The sequence below is a fragment of the Psychrobacter proteolyticus genome, from assembly GCF_003350005.1.
GTDB lineage: Bacteria > Pseudomonadota > Gammaproteobacteria > Pseudomonadales > Moraxellaceae > Psychrobacter > Psychrobacter proteolyticus.
In genome coordinates, this window is record NZ_QLKS01000001.1 from 205615 (window position 1) to 229935 (window position 24321).

General features: G+C 41.6%; 23 protein-coding genes. 9 read left to right on the forward strand and 14 right to left on the reverse strand.

Going from position 1 to position 24321, the window contains the following annotated elements; all coding sequences use genetic code 11:
* The 3 genes from DXK30_RS00785 to DXK30_RS00795 form a co-directional block, all read right to left on the reverse strand.
* Positions 1-354: a hypothetical protein gene (locus tag DXK30_RS00785; RefSeq protein WP_162799498.1), complete on the reverse strand. Its 354-nt coding sequence runs from the start codon at positions 352-354 to the stop codon at positions 1-3.
* A gap of 109 nt (positions 355-463) precedes the next feature.
* Positions 464-1552 (reverse strand): peptide chain release factor 1, encoded by a 1089-nt coding sequence (gene prfA / locus DXK30_RS00790; protein ID WP_114700042.1) that lies wholly within the window; start codon positions 1550-1552, stop codon positions 464-466.
* 234 nt (positions 1553-1786) lie between these two features.
* A complete protein-coding gene (locus tag DXK30_RS00795; protein ID WP_057760302.1) occupies positions 1787-2932 on the reverse strand; it encodes a beta-ketoacyl-ACP synthase III in 1146 nt (381 codons plus the stop codon).
* A gap of 309 nt (positions 2933-3241) precedes the next feature.
* Here DXK30_RS00795 and pnuC point away from each other — a divergent pair, with 309 nt between their 5' ends.
* From pnuC to DXK30_RS00810, 3 genes are all read left to right on the forward strand, one after another.
* A complete protein-coding gene (gene pnuC / locus DXK30_RS00800) occupies positions 3242-3952 on the forward strand; it encodes a nicotinamide riboside transporter PnuC (RefSeq protein ID WP_114700043.1) in 711 nt (236 codons plus the stop codon).
* On the forward strand, positions 3903-4511 hold the full coding sequence (locus tag DXK30_RS00805) for an AAA family ATPase (RefSeq protein ID WP_114700044.1): 609 nt from the start codon (positions 3903-3905) through the stop codon (positions 4509-4511). The genes pnuC and DXK30_RS00805 overlap by 50 nt, the downstream gene beginning before the upstream one ends.
* A 95-nt stretch (positions 4512-4606) precedes the next feature.
* The gene (locus tag DXK30_RS00810) at positions 4607-5131 is read left to right on the forward strand and encodes a TIGR00645 family protein (protein WP_101204361.1); all 525 of its coding nucleotides are present in this window, start codon (positions 4607-4609) and stop codon (positions 5129-5131) included.
* 192 nt (positions 5132-5323) lie between these two features.
* Here the strand turns inward: DXK30_RS00810 and DXK30_RS00815 are convergent, their stop codons facing one another.
* Positions 5324-6007 (reverse strand): DUF421 domain-containing protein, encoded by a 684-nt coding sequence (locus tag DXK30_RS00815; RefSeq protein ID WP_114700045.1) that lies wholly within the window; start codon positions 6005-6007, stop codon positions 5324-5326.
* A 323-nt stretch (positions 6008-6330) separates the two neighbouring features.
* Between DXK30_RS00815 and DXK30_RS00820 the strand changes: the two genes are divergently transcribed.
* On the forward strand, positions 6331-7239 hold the full coding sequence (locus tag DXK30_RS00820; RefSeq protein ID WP_114700046.1) for a DMT family transporter: 909 nt from the start codon (positions 6331-6333) through the stop codon (positions 7237-7239).
* Between the two features lie 300 nt (positions 7240-7539).
* Positions 7540-8211, forward strand: a complete 672-nt coding sequence (locus DXK30_RS00825) for a hypothetical protein (protein ID WP_114700047.1) — start codon at positions 7540-7542, stop codon at positions 8209-8211.
* Between the two features lie 140 nt (positions 8212-8351).
* Here the strand turns inward: DXK30_RS00825 and DXK30_RS00830 are convergent, their stop codons facing one another.
* Positions 8352-8765: an organic hydroperoxide resistance protein gene (locus DXK30_RS00830; RefSeq protein WP_114700048.1), complete on the reverse strand. Its 414-nt coding sequence runs from the start codon at positions 8763-8765 to the stop codon at positions 8352-8354.
* A gap of 166 nt (positions 8766-8931) precedes the next feature.
* Between DXK30_RS00830 and DXK30_RS00835 the strand changes: the two genes are divergently transcribed.
* Together DXK30_RS00835 and DXK30_RS00840 are read left to right on the forward strand one after the other, a co-directional pair.
* The gene (locus tag DXK30_RS00835) at positions 8932-9783 is read left to right on the forward strand and encodes an AraC family transcriptional regulator (protein ID WP_114700049.1); all 852 of its coding nucleotides are present in this window, start codon (positions 8932-8934) and stop codon (positions 9781-9783) included.
* A gap of 264 nt (positions 9784-10047) precedes the next feature.
* Positions 10048-10377, forward strand: coding sequence for a hypothetical protein (locus tag DXK30_RS00840; protein ID WP_114700050.1), 330 nt, complete (start codon positions 10048-10050; stop codon positions 10375-10377).
* Positions 10378-10527: 150 nt separating this feature from the next.
* Here DXK30_RS00840 and DXK30_RS00845 read toward each other — a convergent pair whose 3' ends face one another.
* The 6 genes from DXK30_RS00845 to DXK30_RS00870 form a co-directional block, all read right to left on the reverse strand.
* The gene (locus tag DXK30_RS00845) at positions 10528-11130 is read right to left on the reverse strand and encodes an SAM-dependent methyltransferase (RefSeq protein WP_201637793.1); all 603 of its coding nucleotides are present in this window, start codon (positions 11128-11130) and stop codon (positions 10528-10530) included.
* Between the two features lie 147 nt (positions 11131-11277).
* Positions 11278-15510 (reverse strand): ATP-dependent RNA helicase HrpA, encoded by a 4233-nt coding sequence (gene hrpA / locus DXK30_RS00850; RefSeq protein WP_227670824.1) that lies wholly within the window; start codon positions 15508-15510, stop codon positions 11278-11280.
* 206 nt (positions 15511-15716) lie between these two features.
* Entirely contained in the window at positions 15717-16307 is a 591-nt protein-coding gene (locus DXK30_RS00855; RefSeq protein ID WP_114700051.1) for a DUF1543 domain-containing protein, read from the reverse strand.
* A gap of 85 nt (positions 16308-16392) precedes the next feature.
* Positions 16393-17187, reverse strand: a complete 795-nt coding sequence (locus DXK30_RS00860) for a metallophosphoesterase family protein (RefSeq protein WP_114700052.1) — start codon at positions 17185-17187, stop codon at positions 16393-16395.
* The gene (locus DXK30_RS00865; protein WP_114700650.1) at positions 17180-18178 is read right to left on the reverse strand and encodes an alpha/beta fold hydrolase; all 999 of its coding nucleotides are present in this window, start codon (positions 18176-18178) and stop codon (positions 17180-17182) included. Before DXK30_RS00865 ends, DXK30_RS00860 begins: the two co-directional genes overlap by 8 nt.
* Before the next feature lie 158 nt (positions 18179-18336).
* Complete coding sequence (locus DXK30_RS00870) at positions 18337-19758, reverse strand: SLC13 family permease (protein WP_114700053.1); 1422 nt, start codon at positions 19756-19758, stop codon at positions 18337-18339.
* A gap of 466 nt (positions 19759-20224) precedes the next feature.
* Between DXK30_RS00870 and DXK30_RS12750 the strand changes: the two genes are divergently transcribed.
* On the forward strand, positions 20225-20377 hold the full coding sequence (locus DXK30_RS12750; protein ID WP_166739249.1) for a hypothetical protein: 153 nt from the start codon (positions 20225-20227) through the stop codon (positions 20375-20377).
* 93 nt (positions 20378-20470) lie between these two features.
* On the opposite strand, the gene DXK30_RS00875 is transcribed toward DXK30_RS12750, so the two are convergent.
* Complete coding sequence (locus DXK30_RS00875) at positions 20471-21166, reverse strand: YoaK family protein (protein WP_057760330.1); 696 nt, start codon at positions 21164-21166, stop codon at positions 20471-20473.
* A gap of 134 nt (positions 21167-21300) precedes the next feature.
* A complete protein-coding gene (locus DXK30_RS00880; RefSeq protein WP_114700054.1) occupies positions 21301-22110 on the reverse strand; it encodes an enoyl-ACP reductase FabI in 810 nt (269 codons plus the stop codon).
* A gap of 543 nt (positions 22111-22653) precedes the next feature.
* Here DXK30_RS00880 and folE point away from each other — a divergent pair.
* The gene (gene folE / locus DXK30_RS00885) at positions 22654-23250 is read left to right on the forward strand and encodes a GTP cyclohydrolase I FolE (protein WP_191113649.1); all 597 of its coding nucleotides are present in this window, start codon (positions 22654-22656) and stop codon (positions 23248-23250) included.
* Between the two features lie 130 nt (positions 23251-23380).
* Here the strand turns inward: folE and DXK30_RS12860 are convergent.
* A partial coding sequence (locus tag DXK30_RS12860; RefSeq protein WP_211181311.1) for a YadA family autotransporter adhesin occupies positions 23381-24321 on the reverse strand: 941 nt, incomplete at its 5' end.

Genomic DNA, 24321 nt, shown 5'->3' on the forward strand with positions numbered 1-24321 from the left:
TTAATCTACGCACAAAAATCCTTTAGCAATACCGCCTTCAATGGTTTGGTGGCAGCCAAAAGGGCTATCGTTGGCAGCACATATTCCTGTTACGTTTGATGTACCAGCCTCAATACTGGTGTCTGAACTTGTACAACTGCCTTGACACTCAGAACTGTCACTACAAGACTTTCCAGCATCTGAAAACTGTTGTACACAGCGATATGCTTGTAGTCGACCTTCCTTGGTGTACTTACCACCTTTTGCAAGGCATTCTTTTGTAAGTTTTTCGGAGAAATCAATAGTATTTTTTTGATCACTAGCAACTGGTGAGGTCTGACATGCAGATATAAAGAACAAAGACAAGAAAACCATAAGATATCCAGCTAAGCGATTATTCATTATATTTCTCACATGTAAAATATGGATTTACTGACTATTTCCATCTAAAAATCATTTCAATTTATTGACGTTTAGAAAGCAACTACTCACCACCGATACTGGCCATCAAATCAGCCTGATGCTCACGCAACAATGCATCAAGAATCTCATTCAAGTCGCCTTCCATAATAGAGTCAAGCTTGTATAAAGTAAGGTTGATACGGTGATCGGTCATGCGGCCTTGTGGAAAATTATAGGTACGGATACGCTCTGAGCGATCGCCACTACCGACCAAGTCACGACGTATAGAGTCGGCCACATCGACCTGTGCTTGCACTTTGGCTTGTTGAATTTTAGAGACCAACATTTTCATAGCATGTGCACGGTTTTTGTGTTGGCTACGCTCTTGCTGACACTCTACCACGGTGCCTGTCGGAATGTGCGTCAAACGTACGGCAGAGTCAGTCGTGTTAACGTGCTGACCACCAGCGCCACTTGAGCGAAAAGTATCCATTTTGATATCAGCAGGATTGATATCGACGGTATCATCAATCTCAACTTCTGGCATGACCGCAACCGTACAAGCTGACGTATGAACACGACCTTGGCTCTCGGTTTCAGGGACACGCTGTACGCGGTGAGCGCCCGATTCAAACTTTAAACGTCCATATACACTATTGCCAGATACGCGAGTGATGATTTCTTTATAACCGCCATGCTCACCTTCATTTGCAGAGAGCACTTCTAGTGTCCAGCCCTGGCTTTGCGCGTATTTTTGGTACATACGGAACAAGTCACCAGAGAAAATCGCTGCCTCATCGCCGCCTGTCCCTGCACGAATCTCCAAAAATGCTGGTACTTTATCGTTGGGATCTTTTGGTAGCATCATGAGATTGAGTGCTTCTTCCATCTCGACGATGGTATCACGTGCCGTCTCAATCTCATCGACCATCATCTCTTTCATGTCAGGATCTGTCGCATCAGCTAGCATCGCCTCAGCATCAGCCTGATCCGTTTCTGCACCTACGTAGTTTTGCCACAGCGTCGTGATGTCCATCAAGTCGCTGTGCTCAACAGACAATTCACGGAACTTATTATTATCACTGATGACACTAGGATCTGATAGTAAAGCGGTGACCTCTTCATAACGGTCTACCATCTGGTCTAAACGCAGGCGTAAGGATTCTTTCATAAAAGGACTTTTAATTGGATAAGAGGAGTAAGCCCGTGATTATAGCAAATTTTTTGGGGTAAATTAAAACCTCTAATCATTCTTGTTGATATTGTCGGTAATCTCGATGCTATCTTCTCAAACATCTCTGTTTATATTTAGATGTCACAGCTTAATTTCAATAGCAAAAACAACAGACAAAAAAATAGCTAAGAAGACTCTTAGCTATTTTTATCAGGGCAAACAGTTAAAGTATTAGACCTTGCGAACTAGCACCGAACCAATAGAGTAACCTGCACCAAATGAGCAAATAACGCCCAAATCGCCTGATACTAAGTCATCTTTGTGGCGATGGAATACAATCATAGGACTCGCTGAGCTGGTATTGGCAAATTCAGCAATAACACTCGGTGCAATTGATTTATCGGCATCTTTACCGACCACGGTACGTAGAATCAAATCCAACATATTGGCATTGGCTTGATGCAGCCACATCATCTTAACATCAGATGTTGGGATGTCGTTTTCTTGCAAGTGCTCAGTGATAATCTCTGATACTTTCGGACAGACTTCACGGAATACTTTACGACCGTTTTGCAAAAACAGCTTATCAGTAACCGGTGCTTTGATATCTGGATACATTTCAGTCTGCGCTGCTAGATACTCTGAGCGATCCATAAAGCCATATTCGTTTTTGATGTTGGTCGAAAACTGAGTAAATAGCTTAGAATTTAGAATCTCGTAACCTTTTGGCGTATCTAACTCTTCAACAATAGAAGCCGTCGCTACATCACCGAAGATAAAGTGGCTGTCACGGTTACGCCAGTTTAGATGCGCTGAGGTAATCTCAACGTTGACCACAGCAATACGCTTGGCCAAACCAGAGATGATAGAACCATGTGCTTGTGACAGACCAAAAGTCGCCGCACTACACGCAACGTTCATATCATAAGCAAAGCCGCCAATCATACCAATTTCGTTTTGGATTTCGATAGCAACCGCAGGATAAGTACGCTGAAAGTTTGAGCAAGCAAGGATAATACCGTCTAAGTCATTGGCCTCAAGTCCAGCATCAGCCAAAGCGTCTCTCAGTGCTGCTGCACCCATTTCGGCCATTACTGACAACTCTTCGCCCAAGTTACGGTAAGGGATAACTGGCGCCATGATTTCAGTATTTAAGATACCTTCTTTTTCCATCACATAACGTGATTTGATGCCAGATACTTTTTCGATGAAGGCAGCTGAAGAAGGCTCAAGTGCCGTCACTGTCTCTGCAGCTATCTCTTCAGCATGTTCGGTATTATAGTTTTCAACATACTGGTTAAATGACTCAACTAGCTCTTCGTTACTAATGCTGTAAGGTGGGATATAAAGACCAGTGCCTGTGATACAAGTCGTCATGATAAGCTTCCTTGTCTACTACTGTGGTGCTTGGAATAAGCATAAAAGTGGAAAAATAATAGCCATTCAATTCAGTGAATAACTGTAAACTTAAAATCAGTGTGTTTATTATGCCTGAATATTATAATTTTTCTAATACTTTGTTACAAATAATCTGTTTCTTGCCATAAATTAGCAAAGACAGCCGTCCTTTTTCGATAGCTACGTTATAATTGGCATCATTTTATTTTGTATTACTCATCGAACGATACTAATTACTCAGAAATTTTTACTCGGAACTTTGACACACACTTATACTTAGGAACGCTAATGGCAGAACTTCTCAACTGGTTATTTGGTCAATACGCTGACTACTCTACGATATTCATCATTCTTGAATTGATTGCTGTTGTCTTCGGCGTAGCAAGTGTCTTACTCGCCAGCAAAACCAATATCCTAGTTTTCCCTATCGGTCTGGTCAGCACTGCTATATTTGTGTACCTACTGTGGAAGTGGCAGCTGTTTGGCGATATGTTCATCAATGCTTACTATACCGTGATGAGCTTGTATGGCTGGATTAACTGGTCAAAAAATAAGAAAAACCAGTCTGTTGAGCACAAGCAGTCAAATGCCAATAATGTCCGTATTGAACATTTACATGTAGGTGACATCCCGATACTTTCTGCTTTGGCAGCGGGAACGATAGCTTTTGTAGGGTTGGTTTATTATTTCCGGCCAGTAATTAATAATGGCTTTAGTTTCGATGGTGCGGTACTTGGAATCCATCTATTTACTTGGGTAGACTATACTGACATGCTCACTACGGCTTTGTTCTTGATGGCGATGTGGCTCATGGCACGGCGCAAAATCGAGCATTGGATATTATGGATCATCGCTGATGCGATATCGGTACCACTATACTTTTATAAAGGTTTCACTTTTACCGCGCTACAATATGTAGTCTTCACTCTTATCGCAATCTGGGCATACTATGAATGGCAACGACGCTACCGTGTACAACCTCGAGCAGCATACGCCTAAACCTGTCATCAACGTCGCGGTTTTAGGGGCAGAAAGTACGGGTAAGACGACCTTATGTCGTGATTTGGCCGCGCATTTTGATAGTTCTTGGGTGTCAGAATATATGCGCACCTACTTACAGGCAAAATGGGACAACGATCAGCTGACTTGTACGTGGGAGGATCTACTCCCTATCGCACAGGGGCAGATTACGCTACAGAATACCTTAGCCAAACAAGTCGCTCAGACGAATAATGCCAGTCGTTATTTGTTTTGTGATACCAGTTTGTTTGAGCTGATGGTTTATTCTTATTGGTATTATGGCGACTGTCCTATGGCCCTTGAGCAAGCAGCGTTGGCGCATCATTATGATTTGATATTATTGACTGATGTTGATACGCCATGGGTCGCCGATGACCTGAGAGACATTCCGCATCAACGTGATGAGATAAGTGCTTATTTCGCCAGTCAATTAAGCAAGCATCAAAAACCATTTCAACGCATCAGTGGCGATAGAAAAGCGCGCGTGCGGCAAGTAGTAGCGCAGCTCGCTGATATAGATAAAATATCGCATGACTAAAACTAAAATGAACCATACCCATAATCAACGTTATTTGTGTATTTACAATTTTTTGTCTTTAAGACTTTTGTGTCTTTAAAACTTAAGAGATACCCATGCTAAAGAAGTTTGAGCTTTATTTAGAAAAAACCATATTTAATAGCCGCTGGATACTGGCGCCTTTTTATCTAGGGTTGGTGTTAGGCATTATTTTATTATTTATTAAGTTTGTCCAAAAGCTATGGTACATGTTCGCTGACATTCTGACGGCCTCTGAAGCCAGTGTGATCGTAGATATATTGGTATTGGTTGATATCTCTCTAGTTGCCAGTTTATTGCTTATCATTATATTCAGTGGCTATGAGATTTTTGTTTCAAAAATCGATACGGGTACTCATGATGATCGTCCTAGCTGGATGGGCAAAGTAGACTTTTCGGGCCTAAAGCTCAAAGTCATCGGAGCAATCGTTGCTATCTCCGCGATTGATCTTTTGAAATCCTTTATGGATATATCTAGCGGAATGAGTGAACTTGATGCTGACAAACTCATGTGGAAGGTTATTATTCATATGACCTTTGTATTGTCTGGCTTGTTATTCGCTATTATGGATAAAGTCGTTGGCGACACGAAAAAGCATTAAACACATTAATAATCGAAAAATAATTATCTGAGAATATCGACTTTCGCCCTTTCACAGTTATTCTATATTCCTTGCACATTTTCTCTTCATGCCCTCTCTATGATGTCTTTTAAAGCTACACTCTGCTATCTCGGCAGCTGTGGATTAAAGACACTTAGGAGGCGGCAACATGCAAAAGGTATTATAGTTATATTATTTAACTATCTTATTGTTTAACGCTTTAGCCCAGTTATTGCAATTATCCTCGCAGCGCGGGCAACACTGATTGGGGTTAGATATTTCATTGACGTAACCGCAATACATACAAGCATAATAAACCCCTGCTTCTACTTGCTCGACCGGTCGGTATTGCTTGGGGAAAAGCGGCATCCCGTAGTCTGTTTTTTCAGAGGTGTGCAATAAAATACTAAAATTGCCATCAGCTTCGAGTAAACCAGTACGCACTTGGCCTAAATGCTCAACACCTTGTTGGCGCATTTCAGCAAAAAACTCATCATGTGACATTTCCCCCTGTTTAATCTTATCAAGCACCAGCATGCCATCTTCTACAATATACATTGAGCGCCCCTCTAGCAGGTCCTCAAAAGGCTGGAACTTCATCATCGCCCAAGTACACAGCCTATAGAGTGAAATGACCGTACCCATGATGAGTACCGCTTGGATAATAGGCAGGTCTTCGGTGAACATAGGGTCACCTGCAATAGAGCCTAGCGATAAAATAATGGTTAGCTCAAAAATAGAGAGCTGACGAACGCCGCGCTTACCAGTGAAGCGTAAAAATGTGATAATTAATACAAACATTACAGTGACACGTATTAAAATTTCTACGGCAAACAACCAAGTTGTGTCATAAATAAAAATACTTGCCCAATTCATACTATCTTTTCCTATTTATTTGTCTGATTTATTGTGTTTAATGAATGTTGTTCTAATAGTTCGTTTGACGCGAAGCACATCATCCCTATTTTTAGACCTTATCGTCAATACAACTATCGTTATTCTGATTTAAAAGAGATTTTTTGCCACAAGTACGACAAAATATCGTGTCTTGTGAGACAGCTATGGATTAGATTGATAAGTTATAGATCTATTATCTTTGCTAAAGAATAAGCATTCGTTATAACAGCATACCTTACGACCTAAAACTAAAATCCTATGTTTGCCTATTTTGTGTCATTTATTCATTGTAGGAACTACTTTTGAAAGCCACTATTTATACCACTATTGCGTTAATTGCCTTTGCCGCAAACTCCCTGTTTTGCCGAATGGCATTGGCAGAAGGCTATATCGACGCTTGGAGCTTTACAATCATCAGGCTAGTTAGTGCGACGGCTTGTCTAGGCATTATCATGGCTATACATGCTTACAGACTGCGACGCCAAACGTCCAATCATGACAACCCTACTGTTCAAGCTATATTAAATGATAAAGGCAGTTGGTTAAGTAGCGTCAGCTTGGTAATTTATGCGCTGTGCTTTTCGATTGCATATGTAGAGCTGGATACTGGCACTGGTGCATTGATTTTGTTTTCAGCGGTTCAGCTGACGATGATTGGCTGGGGTATCTACAAAAAGGAGCAATTAAGCGCGCTACAATGGTTAGCATTTGTCGTTGCAGTGGCAGGATTTGTATATCTGATGTTGCCATCAGCTGCCATACCGTCACCATTGGCTGCAGCGTTGATGGCCATGAGCGGTGTAGCTTGGGGAGTATATAGTATACGCGGCAAATCATGTATCTCACCGCTACGAGCAACAGGGTTTAATTTTGTGCGTAGTTTAGTCGCTGTGCCTATACTATTACTGGTAGGTATGACGTATCTAGATAACTTGGGTTTTAAAAATATCAATTTGGAGGGTATTACGACTGAAGGTGTATTACTCGCCTGTGCATCAGGAGCGATCGCCTCAGGTTTGGGTTACAGTATCTGGTATACAGCGATGCCTCTATTAAAAAACACACAAGCCGCTATCGTTCAGCTATGTGTCCCTGTGATTGCTGCGTTGCTAGGTGTGATATTTTTATCTGAGCAGTTAACTATGCCATTTATCATTGCAAGCACGGTTATTTTGGGTGCGGTCTTGGTGTTTACCTTAAATAAAAAGTAGTTAATAAGAGTACAGCTCAAGATAGTATATAGCGACTCATCATTAGTGAAAGTCAGACATTTAACTACAGCACTTTTCGATTTTTTTACTTCAATAGCTTCTAATCAGTCTGTCATAGTCATAGAAAAAACTTTATGCACTACTTTTGTTACTTATGGCAGCTAATTCAGTAAATATAGAGAGGGAAAACGCAAAAATTTACATCATACATTTACATTAAAATACTGAATAGCATGGCTTACTGGCTTAATATCGAGTATCAATATATTCCAATAAATAATATTAAAAAGGTTAAAAACTATGTCAAATAACTCTTCTAATAACAATGAACATGAGTCAGTAGAAGCTCCTAAAAATAGTGCTGTGACCTCTGTAGAAGTCCTAAAAGGCGATGATGTAATCTCTGAAGATGAACACGACGCCAAAGACGACAAGTCTAATAAAGAGGATATATTTGATAAAGACTTCAAGTCTGATGAATCTGACAAAGACGATAAGTCTGATAAGTCGGACAAAGACGATAATTCGGACAAAGAAGATAAGAGTGTGACGATCGCCAATATCTATCAGTGGGCTTCTAAGCTAAAAGATGATTTTATATCTGATAAAGGCAATAAACCTGATGGTGAAAAATCGGAAGAGGTAAAATCGGATAGCGATAAGTCGGATAAAGAAGATAAAGAAGATAAAGAAGATAAATATAGCGCGGCCGTAGCCAATGTCTATCAGTGGGCGGCTAAGTTAAAAGACGACCTTAAGTCTGAAGCGTCTGGCATGACACACGGGGTATCTGAAAAAGCCGTTGCTATGTTATTAAATAAACTGCTTGATGGTGTCAATGCAGAACTGGAAACTTTCGATAAAAAAGCAGAAGATTCTGAAAAAGCAGATGCCAATACAGAAAAAGAGCGTAGTAAACTGGTTGGCAAAAAAGAGAAATATCAAAGTATGATTGATCAACTAGAGAGTTAATCAGCAGTTCACCTAATAAATATCAGAGGTGCATTGATCCAGTGTTAGACGTTTGCTTCAAACATCTAACACTGGATTTTTTTGTTTGGTATTTAGACAGATAAATTGGAGAAGGAGATTTTTCTCAATCGAGTAATAACTTAAACAACAGTCACTTCTAGATGAGTATCGACATTGCCGCGAGTAGCATTAGAATACGGGCACACCTGATGCGTGGCTTCTATCAGCTGCTGCGCCTGCGCTTCATCAATACCTGATACTTCTACAGACAACTCTATCTCTAAGTTATAGCTACCGTCAGCTTTCATACCGATACCCACTTGCGCAGAAGTTTTTGAAGCCGTAACAGGCAATTTCATGTGCTGTGCAGTCATGCTCAAAGCGCTATCAAAACAAGCCGCGTAACCCATGGCAAAAAGCTGTTCTGGGTTCACGCCTTCTTTGTCTTGCTCTTGAAAAGATACCAAGTCAAATCCTAACGAACCATCGTCTAATCCAGTATGGCCAGAACGTCCACCAGTAGCAGTTGCGCGCGTTTTATAAAATATTTTCATGAATAATTATTCCTTGTTTCATATTATTAGAGGTCGTACTTACGCTGTTGCGATGAGATTATTATAGAATCCTCTGAACTCATACGTTAGAACAAATCTCTATAACTCTTGCCTAATCCTACAAATATTTATACTATCAGGCAATCTTATAAAATAAGCACTCGTGATGAATCAAACGACTATTGACCAACTTTTAGCAGTACTACCTAGAAATAAAACCATCGAATCTGCTGTTTCAGGTTTGTTCTTTTACTGCGCGGACAAACCAAGCAAAGCCGTGAGCTATATTCAAGAGCCAAGTATTTGTATTGTTCTACAAGGAGAACGAGAGATTTACTTGGGTGCTGACTGTCAAAGGTTTGACAATAGTAACTTAATGTTCTGTCCCGTTAATATACCGCTAAGTATGCATATTAAACACGCTTCGATAAAGAACCCTGTCATTGTTTTATCAATGAAATTAGATTTAGCTATAATTAGAGACGTCTTATCACAAATACCCACGACACAACCAATGACAGGTAGTCATTTAGGGATAAAGTGGCACTTAGATGACACCATAATGGACGCATTTGAGCGATTGATACGCTTGCTTGATTATCCAAACGATATTGATTTTCTGTCTTCTTTAATTCGACAAGAAATATACTATCGCCTACTCTTGGCTGAGCAAGGCAACAAACTTAAGCAATTGGTCGTTAGCGGTAGCCATACACACCGCATTGCCCAAGCGACTGACTGGATAAAGGCACATCTAGATGAACCTATTATGGTTGAGAGCTTGGCTAGTAAATGCGGCATGAGTGTCTCAGGGTTTCATCAGCACTTTAAAGAAATAACCCAGCTGAGTCCGCTACAGTATCAAAAAAGCTTACGTTTAATGGAAGCCAGACGCTTAATTAAGATATATGGTACGCAAATATCACAAATAGCGATGCAAGTAGGTTACGAAAGCCCTAGTCAGTTTAGCCGAGAATATAAGCGACTATTTGGTGTGAGCCCAAGTAATGAGTTGTAGTTGTAATTTTATTTTCTAATAAAATAAAATTAATTCGCTTAGGCTATTTTTCATTATATCTATGGAATTCTTCCCCAAAAAACATCATTTTTAAATTTAATAATTCATGAAATATTTTAAATAAATAGAAAAATTGGTTGACTCAACCATATATTCGTATTATAACATATTATATATATTTAAAATAATGAATGTATAGGAGCAGCTTTACTCTGTATACGCTCGATGTAAAGCGATCAATAGAAAGCTTAGGGATGAGATAACATGATTCGTTTAAGCTACACTCTCAAATGCTGGGCACTTGGCATCACGTTTTTTACAGTGTTCTACTTTATGGTAGTCATGAGTGACCCTGGCTTTAGCAAGTACATTTACATGTTGGCTTTTAGCACTTTGCTATTCCCTATTGCTAAGCGTGCAGTCGATATTATGACCGATTTTTTCGCACCAGATATTGAGCTGTTCAATGGATTGTTACCATCACTTTTAATTAATATTGTGATTTGGATACTTACTCCATTTATCGTCGCATTAACTGTGATTGCGTATGTGCTTTATAGCATGGGTGTACTGACAGAAAAGATTAGTCATTAAGTGCCAATCATTAAGTATCAATTATCAAGTACCAATCATTAAATACTAGTCATTAAGCCTCAATAGCTTATAGAGAAGGTGGTTTGCAAACTATCTTCTCTAACTATGTATATAGCTACTAAAACGACTAATAGATTTAACTTACAACGGCTAGTTGCTAACTTTTTTGCCAACAAACTGTACTACAGCGCTAAGCCCTTGATGCCGCTTTCCTTCTGATACCATACGCAACTTCTCTACACCAACAATCTCTTTCAGCCCTACAAGCTCATGTTGAAAGTTCTCTAAAGAGCCAAAACGCTCCCTTTGACTGGCTGATGGTCCACCGACTGCCTCTGTTTCAAGCTGTCGTTCTGTATAAGCTTCGACGATAAATACTCCATCTGGCTTGAGAGCAGTGCCAACTTGTGCATGTACATATTGACGTACCGTTTTGGGCACGTGTGCCCAGATAGAAACTATGGCGTCCCATTTATCCTGACCAAAGTTGTAATCTGCTAAATCAGCTACTTGGGTGGTGATAGCTACCCCTCTATCCTTGGCCAACTTGTTCGCTTTGTTCAGACCTACTTTGGACATATCCATCGCAGTTACCTTGAAGCCTTGCTCAGCTAAAAATACTGCATTCCTACCCTCGCCCTCTGCTAGACAAAGTACGTGTCCACCTACAGGTATCTGCTCAAATGTCTCTCTCAAAAAATCATTAGGTTCGTTCGGTGCCAAATGCGAACTCTGTACCGCTATAGCGTTCATCCCACATTTTAATTGTCCTTTTATTTGAGATTGATATCCAATTTAGTAGGTAACATATGGCATTTAGAACGCTTAGTTATAAAGCCCGTATCTTAAGATCAATGTGTGCTCTATAACATAACGTACCATACAAACCTAAGATTTAGCCTAACTTACCTTGTCCCACATTTTGCTTAGACGCTTGGGCGACACTGCCATACGAGTTTTCATAGGCTGGGCAAACAGTTGAATACGGTATTCCTCCACCATCCAGCGATACTCACTGATGGCTTCTTTGTCCGCACGTCCTGCTAGCCGCTCCATATGCAAGTCAAGCGCGTATACACCATCGAGGTCGGCGTCGAGGTTGTGCTCCAAACGCTCTAGTCGAATCTGTAACGCTTCGAGATAGCGTGGATACTGTTGCCAATGGCTATAATCCATCCGATAAACAAAATCAGCCAAATGTAAATCTTCTAACTGATCTTCAATATCATCGATAGACTCCCCAAATATTTCACGATCTAGCATCAATAACCCTTGGCGAATACGTTGCCAACGAGTGTAGACATTCTTAAGCGTTTTGATAACGCTTTGACCAGTTAATAAGAAGTTATTCACTACCACTTCGAGCGTCTGAGTATACTCCTCAGAGGTAAACGGTAGCTCTTCGCTCAATCCGACTGCAATATCATCCGCACTTTCTGGTAAATTTTCAGCATGATCAAATAAGACGTAGTGCTCTTCGAGAGCCGCGTCTAACGCAGCATCTATAACAATCGTTTTGAGTTTATCCATGTCGCCAAGTGGCGCAAATGCCAGTTTAAATATACTGTCGATTTGGCTCGTTAACTGCTTTTTCTTTGCACCAAGTTTGCCTTTGATTAAAGTCAGCACCCCGATACGATGTGCCTGAAGTGCTGCATTGACATCAGTGTATTGATGAATCGATACAGCTTCTCCCGCTTCATCAGCGACGAGTGCTGCAAACTGTTTCATTACCACGCCTGCGCTATGATGATTTTTGCTAAAAGCAAAATGCTCAGGGAAATCAGTATGCACGCCTTGCTGCTCATTTACCGCTTGACTGGTCTCAGATGCATGACGAATCTGTAGGGTTTGTAGATCACGGCCTTTTTCGATGATACGGTTTTTCTCATCGACCACGCAGATTTGTGGTTGCAAATAGCGATCAATCGTAGATGGATTGAAGTTCTCTGGCGTCACCGACATAATACCCCGACGATGCAATGCCTGACACAGCTGCTTCAGCAATCCTTGTCCACCCTTTGGCTGCAATTCATCAAACAAACTGTCTGCAGTATTAGGTATCGGTACGATTTGACGACGTATCTCTTTTGGTAGCGACTTGAGTAGCTGCAATACCAATTCATAGCGCCAACCGGGCACACCCCACAGTAGCTCAATCGCGTCGAGCTGTGGTAATGCGGCAAGCGGTACACGTATGGTCACGCCATCATCATCGCTGGCTGGATCAAAGACATAACGGAGCGGCAGCTTTAGATCGCCCAACTTCCACACTTCTGGGAAATCCCCTGTGGTCGGCGCTTGGCTATTAAGCACATCTTGATCAGTAAAAAATAGATGTTTGGCATCATGCTTTTCGACTTCTGCACGCCAATCCTCAAACGCTTTACGACTGGCGACATGCTCAGGGATTTTCTTATCATAGAACTGATAGAGCGTCTCTTCATCAACCAACAAATCACGGCGGCGCAGCTTATCTTCGATACGCTCAACATGAGCAATCTTGTCCATATTATGTTGCAAAAATGGTGCATTGCGACCAAAGTTACCTGTCACCAAACCATCACGGATAAATATCTCTCGTGATTCAACTAAGTTAACTTGCTCATAGTTGGTCAGCTGCTTACTAACAATAATCAGTCCAAACAGACTAATCTGTGCGTAGGCTTTGACACGCCCAGTTTTCTTGGACCAATGCGGTTCAAAGTAATGATATTTAAGTAGATCGCCTGCCGCTGAGATAATCCATTCTGGTTCGATTTTGGCAACAGTACGCATAAAGACTTGTGAAGTCTCCACCATCTCAAACGCCATCACCCAAGGGGGTATTTGTTTAAACACCGTACTGGCTGGGAATATCTTGGCCTTTTGCTGACGCGCAGCTAAATACTCACCGCGGCTTTCGGTCTTATGCGCGATGATAGACAATAAACCCGTCAATAACGCTCTATGCAGATTGGCATATTTGACCGCTTTTAACTCTTCATCTTCGATCGCTGTCGGATCATTGACAGCCACATTTTTATCAGCAGCTTTTGACTCATTAACATCAGTTAGCTTCAGCTCAGTGACCATTTGTACCAATTGACGGTGTGTCTGATGCCATTCACGTACACGCGGGAAGCTCAGGTAGTTCTTCTTAGCAAACTGCTTACGCTGATTGCCAGACAGTTTATTGCCGTCTTCATCTTTTTCAAACAGCGCCTTCCACAGACTTAAATAAAACAGAAAGTCAGAGTCGTCTTGACGGAAGACCGCATGCTTTTGATCGGCTTGTGTGCGTTTATTGGCAGGCCGCTCGCGTGGATCCTGTACAGCGAGCGCGGCCACAACGATCAGCATTTCACGAATACAATCAAAATCAGAACCAGCCACCAGCATACGTGCTAGCCTTGGATCGATTGGCATACGTGCCATTTTCTGACCAGTTGCTGTCAAACGCAGATGATCAAGCCCTTTTCTAGTTTTTGGCTTGTTGGTTTTGTCCTGAGCAGCAATGTCTTTCTTAGAAGTAATAGCGCCCAATTCATCTAGCAATTTATGACCATCAGTAACCAATCGGCTATCAGGCGGCTCAATGAACTCAAAGTCATCCACACTACCTAGACGTAGATTGGCCATTTGCAGGATTACTGACGCTAAGTTGGTACGTAGAATCTCAGGCTCAGTAAACTCAGGGCGACCACTAAAATCTTCTTCACTATAAAGACGAATACAAACACCTGGAGCAACACGGCCACAGCGACCTTTACGCTGATTGGCCGCTGCTTGGGAAATTGCTTCAATCGGTAAACGCTGTACGCGCGAGCGATACGAATAACGTGAAATCCGCGCAAAACCTAAGTCAATCACATAGCGAATACCCGGCACGGTCAATGCAGTCTCAGCAACGTTGGTTGCGATAACAATACGGCGACCTCGACCCGATGGCTGAAAGATACGCTGCTGCTCTTCATACGTCTGCCGTGCAAACAAGGGCAGCACTTCTGTATGGCGCGGACCATGACGCTCAAGCACCTCTTGAGTTTCGCGAATCTCCGCTTCAGTCGCAGCAAATATCAAAATATCAGCTTGATCGGCGTGACCTTTACTCTGCGCGTCGCTAAAGCACTCTTCGACAGCGGCAACCACAGCGCGCGGCAGGTTCTCTTCAAAATCATCATAGCTGTCGTCTTCCGAGCTATTTACTGGCTCATCTGTCAACGGACGATAACGGACTTCTACTGGAAAACTACGCCCTTCTACATTAAAAATAGGCGCAGGGACCTGCCGTTTGAGCTTATTGTCATAACGGCTGAAGTATTCACTAAAGCGCTTGGTATCAAGGGTCGCCGAGGTAATAATGACTTTTAAATCTGGACGCTTGGGCAGCATCTTTTTGAGATAACCCATAATAAAATCAATGTTTAAGCTACGCTCGTGCGCCTCATCGATAATAATCGTATCGTACTTGCTCAAAAACCGATCGTGACCCAATTCAGCGAGTAAGATACCATCCGTCATGAGCTTTACAACAGATTGTGCTGTCCCTTGCTCATTAAAGCGAATTTTAAAACTGACCGTATTACCTAATGGCTCGCCCAGCTCCTCTGCAATACGGTTTGCCACGCTGCGAGCGGCTAGTCGTCTTGGCTGTGTGTGCCCTATCTGCCCAGTGATACCGCGTCCTGCCAACATCGCAAGCTTAGGCAGCTGCGTCGTTTTACCAGAACCTGTCTCACCAGCGACAATAATAACTTGATTATCGATAATCGCTTGCACTAAGTCTTCTGCACGTTGGCTAACAGGCAGATCTAGATTTAGCTTGGCAGGTAAATCACTTGGAATACTATCGATACGTGCTTGCACAGCTTCTTGAGAACGCGTTTTTATTTTCTCGTACTGAGCACGTTTCTTGGCGAGTACATCATCTGAGTTGTTCTTTCGCTCAGAATCATGATTAGATTTTTTATTTTTAGACACAGCAGCACGTGCCAGCTCTCGCTCAAGACGGCTTAAGTAATAGCTATCCTTTGCAAGTACTGGTAGATCCGCCAGTGGTACTGCTGGCTTCTTAGTATCTTGAGTTTCATTTACAGTAGATGTATCTGAATCGCTGTTTTCAGGAATATTGGGCTTAGAAGTATTGGGCATATTTGCTTAGGCTATTTATTATGTAGAAGTGGTTAGATTATGGGGGTAATTGGAGTATGATTCAAGTTAGTCGAGTCCTGATTACTCTTGTATCAATAATGCTGAAACTATCACACATTACAGAACGTATCCGAACTTAAACTATCCATTAAGTTCATTTAATCAGGTATATATAAATCTACTTTTATAAGCTTTAGACAAACCTATTATAATGCCAATCGCTTTAAATTCTTGATGCTTAGATAGCCGACGTACTCTTTGTCTTCTTTAGCATTCAGCTCATCTGTATCACTAATAGGCTCAATCGAAAGCTGAACACTTGAGATAAGATCATTTACGTTATATATGTCATCTATATCTACTGCAAACTTATCATCAATATGAGAAGCTGCATCGAAAGGTAACGTTTCATCTTTAAAAGTAAATTGCTTATAGAAATCACTTTTTTTTGCTTGTTTGATCGCGTCAGCTTGGTTAGGTGCAACGATGAGTAGCTTATAATGGAATTCTTCAAAACTGTCCTGCTGATAACCACCTAGATTGATAAAGAATAACTTTAAATCAGTATTTTTGCTTACTTGCTCATCTGACTCAATAAGTTTGATAGTGTAATCATTAACTTTGGTAATCGCTCGATATGAATCAATATGCCATTTATTTTTTACCTCAGGCCAATGTTCATTGATATCTGCTATCAAGTTACTCACCTGACTGGCTGCGCCAAAAAAAATATCGTGTTGCTCAATCAGACGGCCTTTAGGACGACCGCCCAGTTGAACCATATATAGTGTTAGCATTTTACGTAATCTCTATTAAATCAAAATCCATAGTTAATCTAAAGGTAATGCTGTCATTGCTAGGATAGAATGTTTTTAAGTACTGTCATACTGGAACTACTCTACCCGTCTTCAATACAAATGCCCAATCTTCACGTCCGTTTCTTAGAGCCATATTTGCTGCTGCTTCATGGTTATAAGCCACCTTGACATGCTCAGTTTGCCAATGTTTACCTTGTTGAGTCTCAATACACTTGATAAGAGCATAATTAGCATGAGGCGAATAAGTTTGCATCTTATGAATAATAGGCAAATCATCTTCGTAAGCTGGATAGCCAACGCTACCACTATTCACAATAGTTTGTCCTGACGATAGTACTACTGTTCGCGGGATATGTGTATGACCACATAAGATAAGATCATTATCAATACCATCAAGTAACGCCAATATAGTCGCATCATTACGCACTATTGGTTGACCCGTTTCGATATCCTCTAGTAAATATATCATGTCATCGGTCGGCGAACCGTGGCAGAGGTATACATCCTCACTGACATGAAAATCAAATGGCAAAGACCGCATCCATTCAATCGCTTTTTTAGAGAGATCTTTGATAATAAAACCCATGGTTGGACTATTAGCAATTTCTGCCGTAGTGGCTTCATAAATCTGTCTATCCTGATTACCTCTAATGGTAATAATATCATCTCGATTTGCCATTAATAGCTCATAGGTAGCATGAGGTGCTATTGGCCCGTATAAAATATCACCAAGATTGACAATCTGATCAACATCTCGATATCTTATATCGGCAAGCACAGCTTCAAGGGCGTAAACATTACTATGAATATCTGAAATCGCAGCGATGGTTGTTATCCGTTTCTTTTCTAAGTTATCCATTTTCTGACTCACTAATCAAAAACTGCTTTACAACGTCAACGGTTGCTAACGGATCTTCTTCGTGCGGTACATGACCTAAGTTATCAAATATCTTAAGCTGACTATTACGTATATCTCTATGAAATAACGCAGCGTTTTCTACAGGAATAAGATCATCTTTTGCACCCCATAAGATCAAAGTCGGTATGTCCAGCTGCTTTATTTGAGCTTGATCACTGTCATCATCAGTCTCATTTAGGCGACGACTCAAAGCCTGCCGATTACCTTGGCGCAAGGTCAGTTCATAGTATCTATTAATCAACTTCTCATCGACTTTGCTGTCATCGGCATACACGCTTAAAACGCTTTTCTCAACAACACTTCTGGGTAGGATACGATTTAAAATTGGTGACATCATTGGATATTTAGCAAGTTTAAAACCAATAGGGACATGTTTTGGCGTTGCTGGATAACCAACTGAGTCTACCAATATCAATTGACTGACACGCTCAGGATACAAAGCTGCAGTACGCCACGCTACCTTGCCTCCCAATGAATTACCGGCTAGCGTGACACGATCCAATTTCAAATGATTGAGTACTTCAATAACAAACGCCGCATAATTTTCGCTGCTGTATCGCGTGCTTTCGTCCACATAAGGACCGGTCAAACCAAACCCTGGCAAATCCATACTCACGACACAGTATTGATCAGACAGAGCCTTGGTCCAACCTTCCCATGTATGCAAACTTGCCGATGTACCATGCAATAAAACGATGGTTTCAGGTCGGTTTTTTTCGGCTGCATTGTCACGATTTTTATGACAATTAGCTGACTGTGATACATGTGCCTGCATACCTTGTATGTCTATAAATTCGCTGTTGGGTAGTTGCCATTGTTTTAGCTCAGCGACGGTACGATCAGGTGCCCAGTATTTTGCTATAAATACCATTAACACGGCAATTGCGCCTAGTAATATCAGAACAGTTGCTTTTAATAAATACTGTGTCATGTAATCAATTCCATTCAATAAGATGACGTTAATAATAAACATTCTATACCGTTATCTCATACGATAAGCCATAAAAAACCCCAACGTTCAATTTGTCTTGAACATTGGGGTTTCATTTTCGCTAAGCAAATATGACTACGACTGTAATGACTACTTGATTATATCAAGAAAAAGTACGCCCATAGCCCGATAACGATAGTGGCAATGATATTTAATATGATACCTGTACGAATCATTTCTGTCTGTTTGATCAAACCTGTACCGAACACAATAGCATTTGGCGGCGTTGCAACTGGCAACATAAAGGCACACGATGCACCAATACCAATGACCAATACGAGTACCTCATGTGGCAAACCCATCTGCCCTGCAATAGCAGCAAATACAGGTACTAACAATGCTGCCGAGGCTGTATTGGAAGCAAATTCTGTCAAGAAAATAATGAATGCTGAGACAGCCATCATCACAACGATAAGTGGTGCCGAAGACAACGCAGTTGCTACAGTTTCCCCTAGTACCAAAGACGCCCCAGATACTTTCAAAATTGTCGATAGCGCAATACCGCCACCAAACAACATGAGCACACCCCAATCCGTATTATCTGATACTTGCTTCCAAGACACTAACCCTAAGCTCACTACTGCTGCCGCTGCTGTTAGTGCAACGATAGCATCAGTATCCGTGATATCTAAAGCTGCTCCGATCTTTTTGGAGAATATCCAGCTCAATGCCGTAACGATAAAGACGATGATAGTGACGATACGTGGCTTGTTCCAAGCAATCGGCGCATCGTCAACGAGGACAATAGTACGATTTAGGTTCGGCTTTAGGAACACATACATCGCACCCAACAATAATGGTAACAGTACCAACATCATCGGAATACCAAACTTCATCCAGTCTACAAAGGCAATATCGAGCGCCTTTGCTGCAATAGCATTGGGCGGCGAACCAACAATCGTACCTAGACCACCAAGGCTGGCTGAATAAGCAATACCTAATAGTACAAAAACAAACGTACCGCGGTCTTTTTCACGATCAACTTGTGTCAAGATACCGAGTGCCAATGGGAGCATCATCGCAGCTGTAGCAGTATTCGATATCCACATCGACAAAAATGCCGTCACACCAAATATCAAAAATACAGCTGTACTCAGTTTGCCACCAGACATCGATAGAATCTTTAGTGCGATCTTTTTGTCTAGCTGCTGCACATGCAATGCTGCTGCCAAAGCAAAACCACCAAAGAACAGATAAATAGTAGGATTGGCAAAGCTTTGCAGTCCAATTTCAGCATCGAAATCTGGTATACCAACCAAGGCTCCGATTACTACGACAAGTAGCGCCGTTATGGTTACATGAACAGCTTCTGTAAGCCAAAGTACCCCAATAAAAAACAAGACTGCGAGACCTTTATTAGCATTGATATCGAACGGCAATACATTATAAATAATCAACGCAACAATCGCGGCAATAGCGACAACGATCAGCCCTTTGCCTGTACCTTTTGGGAAAGTATCAGTAAATAAATATTCATTGCCATCATTAGGAAGATGGCTATCTAGCTTTTGCTCTGACATAGAATGTCCTTATTGAATCAAAGACGGTGTAAGAAACCTAAAAATAAAACATAAATTATCGGTTAGTGTATTTTAATAGACACATGACCATTGAAGTAAATCTAAAATCGAAAGTACTGCTAGGAAACTTACAGATTTTTATTAATACTTGTTTTTAATGATATTTTAAATCTAATTATCTGCAGACATCACTTGGGATATATACGTCGAAACTCGCTTTTCTACAACTTATGCTAGTAATTCGCAAACTTAGTCATTAACCATGTGATCAGCTGCATGGTTGATTGCAGCATTAGTTACACATAGTCACTAAACAAGTGTACTCTGTATATGTACAAGACTATGGTCACACTGCATACTAGATAAGTTAAATAAAAGCCAAGCGCTACTAAATACGAGCGTCAACAAATAAAGATTTAATTAAAACATCTCTATTAAGAAGTAAATAAAACTACTGGAGTACTTTATGACAGACTCAAATAAAACAGACTCAACGACCAAAATGGCACCAAAAGACATCAATCAAGATGGCCTAGCCAAAGAAGATCAGCAACGTACTGATGACTCTATGCTCGATATGATGCAAGGGATGCATGAGCACGAAGATCATAAAGAATAAGCCCAAAACGTGTTTTGATAGCTCGCTATTCTACACCTAAATAAACATGCAAAAACCAATACGGTCAATAATGAACACAATAGGCGTTTATCACTATGATAAGCGCCTATCTTTTTTTGGTTCTCTAACCTCTGGCAGATGATCTGAGACATAGTTGTATACAAATGCTGCTGTCGACACAATGGCGATGGGAACAAACAAAGCATCATAACTGACTTTTGCAAACAAGAAAGCGCCTACTGCGCTACCGCCGCAGAAGCAATACCAGATAATGGCTTGGAACCCCAAGGTTGGCTTACTAATAGAACGGCCAGCAAGCCAATTACCAATTGCCGCCCCCATGTCTGAGGTCAGCCCTGTCAAGTGGGTGGTACGAATGACCGCCCCACTATAAGTTGCGACCATCGCATTTTGCAGTCCACATGCCATTGCTGCTGCTAATTGCCCCAAGTAATCATGCTGCTGATATAGCCAATAACTAACTAAAAGTAGTGCTGCTTCTAGATATAGCGCTCGTCCATAACGACGACCGAGTTTCAATGAGGTCTGTCCAATGACAAAGCCGCTTAGTATAGCCCCTGCCAAAAAGGACAGCAACAAGGTACCAATATATAAAATACTACGCGCGTCTGAATGAGCGATAGCCGCTGCAAACAAGCTTACATTGCCCGTGACATGCGACACTGATAAATTGGCAAACCCCATTAACGCCGTCGTATTCACGCAACCAGCACTAAATGCCAATACTGCCCCGCCCCATAGTATCCACTTTGGTAACTTGGTTATCATATCCCTCGTCCAAAGGCACGTAGCTAAAAAGGCGCATTGCTAAAAAAGCACGTAGCCAAAAAGACTCATAGTATAACTAGAAAAGACAGCCAATTGGCTGCCTTTTCTATTATCAAACGAATCATCTATAACAATTACTGTGCTGGTTCATCAAGCATCATCAACTGCTCGCTGATAGCAACTGTATTGAAACCCGCATCAACGAACATAATCTCACCTGTGATACCAGATGCCCACGGAGACAATAGGAATAATGCGGCGTTACCTACTTCTGTCTGTGTAATGTTGCGTTGTAATGGCGCAATTTTTTCGCTGATATCGAGCATTTTACGGAAAGACTTAATGCCACTAGCCGCTAGCGTGCGGATAGGACCTGCAGATATCGCATTAACACGGATACCTTCACCGCCCATAGACGTTGCTAAATAACGAACGCTGGCTTCTAAACTGGCTTTTGCCATACCCATGACATTGTAGTTTGGCAATACTGAAATGCTGCCTTCGTAGGTCAATGTCAACATAGAACCATGGCGCATGGCTAGTAACTCACGAGCCGCTTTAGCCAATGCAACGAAGCTATAGCTAGAGATATCATGCGCGATGTGACTGCCTTCACGAGTCGTTGCGCTAACAAAATCCCCATCCAACTGATCCATCGGTGCAAAGCCAATGGCATGTACCACACCATCAATACCGTCGCCCCAGTGAGCAGTCACTTGCTCAAAGCATGCAGCAATTGACTCATCAGAAGCTACGTCACATTCTAGAACCAAATCTGCTTCAAACTTTTCAGCAGCCATATCGACGCGTTTTTTGATTTTGTCATTCGGGTAAGTCAGAATTAGTGAAGCCCCTTCGCGGTGCAGCGCTTCTGCGATAGCCCAAGCGATAGAGAGTTTACTTGCGATGCCAGTTACGACAAATCTTTGTCCTTGCAGTAGCATAAGATTTCCTTTTGAATCAATCGAGACGATTTAGAATAAGAATTTATTTAGAGTAATTAGAAGATTGAGACTACTAAATAGTACAAATGAAAAGATGAGTTATTATACACGAATTAATTTAAGTAAACAGTCGTAAACTGTATTTGGTTCTTGTTATTGAATTGACTAATAAAAACAACTAATGATGTCAAAATGACTATATAGCAGTTTATCACTTGAAGTAGTATCGACAATGAGAGTTTTTCGTGAGTTATTAGATTGCATTTTAGCATCAACGCTTCAAGATAAAATACCCAAACTATAGTAGTTTGCTTATTTTATGAGAAAAACTGCACTTCGAATATTAATACTGTAACCGTTCAGACTGAGTACCAAACACTCCTTTATTGATTAAAGACTCAACTGCTAGCCACAGCAGTATGAAGTTCAGCAGATTTCGAGTATAATCACAGCCCTTCCCAGCTTGCACAATTTTTATAAGAATCCTCACATGATAGGATTCAACGTTAAGCTACACCCACATTTTGGATGGCTGCCAAACTTATGAGTAACACCCCCATCATAACCCCAGATTATAAAGAAAGTACCGAATCTTATCGCCAACTGATTGCTTCAACTGGCGAAGACTTAGATCGTCCGGGTTTGCTAGATACGCCTGTACGTGCTGCAAAGGCCTTTGCCCATCTGACCCAAGGCTATCATCAAAGCATAGAAGAAGTGGTCAATGATGCTGTGTTTCCATCAGCCAATCGCGAGCTGGTACTGGTACAGAACATTGAGTTTTATTCACTGTGTGAGCATCATATGCTACCGTTCCATGGTGTCGCTCATATCGGCTACTTACCTGACGGCCAAGTACTGGGACTGTCAAAATTTGCCCGTATCGTCGATATGTTTGCTCGTCGTTTGCAGATACAAGAAAACCTAAGTGAGCAGATTGCGCAGACCATCATGGATGTTACTGGCTGCCGCGGCGTAGCAGTCGTTATGGACGCATCGCATATGTGTATGATGATGCGCGGTGTTAGCAAACAGCATTCAACCACGCGCAGCACCGCGATGCTTGGCGAATATCAACACAATAATCAAGCACGTAATGAATTTTTAGGTGCGGTACCTAAGCGTCAGCCAGCGTTTTAAGTCGCTGTTAATTGCTTAGGCTGTTGTGAATAACAACCAAATAAAAAGGACGCTTATGCGTCCTTTTTATTTGGTTAAAACCTAGTGTGTGGTTACAAATAGTTTAATATAGGAATGAACTAAAAAATACTTATTGACCAAAGATATAAGATACGCCGACTCGCCCACCGAATCTTGAATCAGCAAAGCCAAAGGCGCCACTAACTGATGTGCGACCGTTTTCTAACATTGTAGCCGCACCAATAGCAATAGCACTTTCTCCTTCGTAATGACCCATGCCACCAAACACAGCAACATTGCCTGGGCTTAGATTGGGAATAGCCTGTTGTGTCGCTAAAGAGATTGCCACACCACTGTTTGCCGTTTTCTCTACATCATCCACTCGGCGGTTCACGTCATTAGAATAGCTTTGAAAACTACTATTCAGGACATCGTATTTGTTGTCCGTGTAAGTGTTAGCATCGGTTACTGCTTTAACACTTGCTGTATTCAATTGTCTGAGATTGATTGCATCTGTGTTCTGGGTTCCATCTGCTACGTTGATGATTTGACGCTCACTACCCGCTGATCCAACCGACACTGTGTTATCACGGTTTGATGTTGAATCACTTCCAACAACGACTGCATTGTTGACTGCGGTACTAATGCCGTTTCCTAAAACGACCGTGTTATTGCCAGTTACCGTATTATTATTACCAAAGCTATAGCTGCCTGAACCACTGACTGTGCTTGGATCACCAATGGCACCAGAGTTTTTACCTGTTACCAAATTACCTACACCGATACTAATAGACTGACTGCCTTCAGCTACTGCCCCATTACCTATCGCGATAGCATCTTTGCCTGTCGCTTGGGCTGGTGTGGCTGTGCTATTAGAGGTCTGTACAGCAACATTGATGTTAGCATCCTTACCCGCTTCGCCTTTAGCACCAGTCAGACCTTGAATACCTTGAGCACCAGTTTCACCTTTAGCGCCAGTCAGACCTTGAATACCTTGAGCACCAGTTTCACCTTTAGCGCCAGTCAGACCTTGAATACCTTGAGCACCAGTTTCACCTTTAGCGCCAGTCA

Bases quoted from the DNA above. Each gene is read 5' to 3' on its own strand.
- DXK30_RS00785 (WP_162799498.1), bottom strand. From the start codon at position 354: ATGGTTTTCTTGTCTTTGTTCTTTATATCTGCATGTCAGACCTCACCA.
- prfA (WP_114700042.1), bottom strand. From the start codon at position 1,552: ATGAAAGAATCCTTACGCCTGCGTTTAGACCAGATGGTAGACCGTTAT.
- DXK30_RS00795 (WP_057760302.1), bottom strand. From the start codon at position 2,932: ATGACGACTTGTATCACAGGCACTGGTCTTTATATCCCACCTTACAGC.
- pnuC (WP_114700043.1), top strand. From the start codon at position 3,242: ATGGCAGAACTTCTCAACTGGTTATTTGGTCAATACGCTGACTACTCT.
- DXK30_RS00805 (WP_114700044.1), top strand. From the start codon at position 3,903: ATGAATGGCAACGACGCTACCGTGTACAACCTCGAGCAGCATACGCCT.
- DXK30_RS00810 (WP_101204361.1), top strand. From the start codon at position 4,607: ATGCTAAAGAAGTTTGAGCTTTATTTAGAAAAAACCATATTTAATAGC.
- DXK30_RS00815 (WP_114700045.1), bottom strand. From the start codon at position 6,007: ATGAATTGGGCAAGTATTTTTATTTATGACACAACTTGGTTGTTTGCC.
- DXK30_RS00825 (WP_114700047.1), top strand. From the start codon at position 7,540: ATGTCAAATAACTCTTCTAATAACAATGAACATGAGTCAGTAGAAGCT.
- DXK30_RS00830 (WP_114700048.1), bottom strand. From the start codon at position 8,765: ATGAAAATATTTTATAAAACGCGCGCAACTGCTACTGGTGGACGTTCT.
- DXK30_RS00835 (WP_114700049.1), top strand. From the start codon at position 8,932: ATGAATCAAACGACTATTGACCAACTTTTAGCAGTACTACCTAGAAAT.
- DXK30_RS00840 (WP_114700050.1), top strand. From the start codon at position 10,048: ATGATTCGTTTAAGCTACACTCTCAAATGCTGGGCACTTGGCATCACG.
- DXK30_RS00845 (WP_201637793.1), bottom strand. From the start codon at position 11,130: ATGAACGCTATAGCGGTACAGAGTTCGCATTTGGCACCGAACGAACCT.
- hrpA (WP_227670824.1), bottom strand. From the start codon at position 15,510: ATGCCCAATACTTCTAAGCCCAATATTCCTGAAAACAGCGATTCAGAT.
- DXK30_RS00855 (WP_114700051.1), bottom strand. From the start codon at position 16,307: ATGCTAACACTATATATGGTTCAACTGGGCGGTCGTCCTAAAGGCCGT.
- DXK30_RS00860 (WP_114700052.1), bottom strand. From the start codon at position 17,187: ATGGATAACTTAGAAAAGAAACGGATAACAACCATCGCTGCGATTTCA.
- DXK30_RS00865 (WP_114700650.1), bottom strand. From the start codon at position 18,178: ATGACACAGTATTTATTAAAAGCAACTGTTCTGATATTACTAGGCGCA.
- DXK30_RS00870 (WP_114700053.1), bottom strand. From the start codon at position 19,758: ATGTCAGAGCAAAAGCTAGATAGCCATCTTCCTAATGATGGCAATGAA.
- DXK30_RS12750 (WP_166739249.1), top strand. From the start codon at position 20,225: ATGACAGACTCAAATAAAACAGACTCAACGACCAAAATGGCACCAAAA.
- DXK30_RS00875 (WP_057760330.1), bottom strand. From the start codon at position 21,166: ATGATAACCAAGTTACCAAAGTGGATACTATGGGGCGGGGCAGTATTG.
- DXK30_RS00880 (WP_114700054.1), bottom strand. From the start codon at position 22,110: ATGCTACTGCAAGGACAAAGATTTGTCGTAACTGGCATCGCAAGTAAA.
- folE (WP_191113649.1), top strand. From the start codon at position 22,654: ATGAGTAACACCCCCATCATAACCCCAGATTATAAAGAAAGTACCGAA.